This is a genomic window from Mycobacterium sp. (assembly GCF_032159765.1).
In the GTDB taxonomy this organism is placed as follows: Bacteria; Actinomycetota; Actinomycetes; order Mycobacteriales; family Mycobacteriaceae; genus Mycobacterium.
In genome coordinates, this window is sequence record NZ_JAVHWM010000233.1 from 1 (window position 1) to 2,776 (window position 2,776).

4 protein-coding genes are annotated in these 2,776 nt (G+C 64.7%); all 4 read right to left on the reverse strand.

Features of this window, described 5'->3' with window-relative positions:
* Positions 1-213 (reverse strand): AmiS/UreI family transporter (locus QOH60_RS28515; protein ID WP_526425252.1); only part of this gene is annotated, 213 nt, incomplete at its 3' end.
* 186 nt (positions 214-399) lie between these two features.
* Positions 400-780, reverse strand: coding sequence for an FmdB family zinc ribbon protein (locus tag QOH60_RS28520; protein WP_526425253.1), 381 nt, complete (start codon positions 778-780; stop codon positions 400-402).
* Between the two features lie 190 nt (positions 781-970).
* Positions 971-1,534 carry a winged helix-turn-helix domain-containing protein gene (locus QOH60_RS28525; RefSeq protein WP_526425254.1) on the reverse strand — a complete coding sequence of 188 codons (564 nt, stop codon included), beginning with the start codon at positions 1,532-1,534 and terminating at the stop codon, positions 971-973.
* 246 nt (positions 1,535-1,780) lie between these two features.
* Positions 1,781-2,776: glycoside hydrolase family 18 protein (locus QOH60_RS28530; RefSeq protein ID WP_526425255.1), on the reverse strand; the 996-nt coding region annotated here is incomplete at its 5' end.

The window sequence follows — 2,776 nt, forward strand, 5'->3', positions numbered from 1 at the left end:
GTAGGTGAAGCCGAAGAGGTAGATTCCCGACGCGCTGAGAATCTGATTCGTGTTGCCGTTGGCGGTGATGATCAGCACGGTAGGCGTGAGCACCTGCAGCGCCCCGACGAAAAGGTTGAAAATAGCCGCCGCCCGCGCTTCGATCTTCCCCAGAAGCATCATCCCGTTGATGAACAACACTGCACCGACGAAAAGTAGTCCGACGCTTGCCATCCGTGATACCTCCCTAGTGTTTTGCGATGGGCGGTTCAGGTGGGCAGCAGGATCCGCGTACGCCATACAGTGACGCGGCCATGCCCATAACGCTGTCACCGCGGCCGGATCCCGACACCGGCTTTGCCTAGCGGCAGGTGTCGCCGGGCCGGGCGTGCGTGGACGTCCTGTGTTCAGTTTTGTCGCTCATGGCCGAGGCAGACGTGCCAGTGCCGGATGTGCGGGCTGCGGGCGCCGCCGCTTGGGCACTCCGGAAATGACCGCGGGCGCGTCCCGGCTCTGCTCTTCGCGATCAAACGCGGCGGACAGCGCCGGGTTCACCCAAGAGAAGTTCGGCGGGGAGAAGACCCGGTGAGCTTCGCGCTCGCATTTGGAGCAGTCACGGGATGCTGGCGCGGTCCCTATCGGCAGGTGCACGTCGAACCGCCCGCAGTCCGGACAAAGGTATTCATAGGTCGCCATAGCACCTCCACCCCACCCCGCCCGGGACGGGGTTTTCGCCCCCGCCTCTCCGACTGGCGGATCTGCGACGAAACAGGCCCACATTCTCGGAGTACCGGAACCCATCCGACCTTGTCAACACCTGAGCGCCGGTCACCGTTCATCGACTACTTAGACACCCGCAACGACTACGGCATCGACATCTTCCCGACATTTTGATCTCTGCACAGGACGTCATCGTCGGCTATTGCTTGCGTGACGAGCTTCCCAATCTCACCTGGGTCAAAGACCTGAGGTGGTCGCGCGAGCGATGCCGTTAGGCGGGCACTAAGTGGAAGCCGACGCCGCGGATGGCGTGAATGGTGACGGCGGCGCCCAGGCGGGCGAGTTTGCGGCGCAGACGCTTCACCACCGAGTGGATGTGGGAGCCGTGGCCGAGGTGCTCATTGCCCCAGACGACCAGATGCAGTCGCTGGTAGGTCCACACCTCGCCCGGTTCCGCCACCAGGCAGTGCAGGAAGTCGTGTTCGAGACGCGTCAGCGGGACCTCTCGGTCATTCCAGCGGACCATCCGGCGATCGACGTCCAGGCTCAGCCCGGAACGCTGAGCAACTGACTCGATCTGGGCAGAGCTGGGGAGCTCTTCGGCAACGGCCAACGTCTCGGCGACAAATCCTGCCGGTGGCATCACCTCGGCCGGTGGGAGCACGACCTGCGCAGCCGCCGGGGAACTCGTGAGCTCGAGGAACATCCGGGCCTGCTCCGCGCTGGCGACGAGCAACAGCGTGTCGGCACCGCCCAGCAGCCGGACCAGTTGCACTCGTTCGGCGGCGGACGTAGCGACCCCGATGATCAACGATGAATCCGGCAGCTTCTCCACGCAGCGCCTCCGTTCAAACGTTTGCCGGTCCTGATGCAGGACAAGTGACGCCAACGGTCGAAGCTAAGTCAAGGGATTCAAGCGGTGCCGCACTGGCGTAAACGAGACCTGTCCTGGATCGGACAACAAAGCGGTCGGCACCGGAAGGTCGTCGTCGATCTACGACGTTCCGGTGCCGACCACTTGGCGTCCGGGATTCCCTGCCGGACGGGGCAAGAAATCCCCTACGGGGCCTCGACCGCCGGATCAGCCGATGGTCCTGACCGCGGTGATCAGTTCACCCGCGGTGGTGTCACCGGACAGCTCCCAGAAGAAGGCGCCGCCGAGGCCCTGGGTGTTGGCGTACGACATCTTGCTGCGGACCGTAGCCGGGGTGTCGTAACCCCACCACTGCCCGTTGCAGAACGCGTACGCCGTACCGCCGACGGTGCCAGTGGACGGGCAACGGGTCGAGATCAGCTTGTAGTCCTCGATGCCGGCCTCGTACTTGCCCGGCGCGGCACCAGTTGCGGAACCACCCGGGGCCGACTGGGTTACGCCGGCCCAACCGCGGCCGTAGAAGCCGATGCCGAGCAGGATCTTCGATGCCGGAATGCCCTTCGCCTTCAGCTTCTGGATCGCCGCGTCACCGTAGAACCCGGCGGTCGGGATCCCCGGGTACGACGTCAGCGGCGAATGCGGAGCCGTCGGGCCCTGCGCGTTGAACGCGCCGAAGTAGTCGTAGGTCATCGGCATGATCCAGTCCAGCTTCTGTGCACCGCCGGCGTAGTCGCTGGCGTCGATCTTGCCGCCCGCGGTGCCGTCGGCCGTGATCGCCGCGGTCACCAGCGCTGATGTACCGAAGCGGTTGCGCAGCGCGGTGATGATGTTGGTGAACGCGTTCGGCCCGGAAGTGTCACAGCTCAGCCCGCAGGCGTTCGGGTACTCCCAGTCGATGTCGATGCCATCGAAGACATCAGCCCAGCGTGGATCCTTGATCAGGCTGTAGCAGGAGTCCGCGAACGCGGTCGGGTTCTTCGCCGCCTCGGTGAAGCCGCCCGACCAGGTCCAGCCGCCGAACGACCAGACCACCTTGATGTTCGGGAACTCCTTCTTCAGCTTGCGCAACTGGTTGAAGTTGCCGCGCAGCGCACCGGTGTCCCAGGTGTCGGAGACACCGTCCACTGAGCTCGCCGCGTCGTAGTACTTGTCGTACGCCGCGTAGGCGTCACCCATCGTGCAACGGCCGCCGGTGGTGTTGCC

Bases quoted from the DNA above. Each gene is read 5' to 3' on its own strand.
- QOH60_RS28520 (WP_526425253.1), bottom strand. From the start codon at position 780: ATGGGTTCCGGTACTCCGAGAATGTGGGCCTGTTTCGTCGCAGATCCG.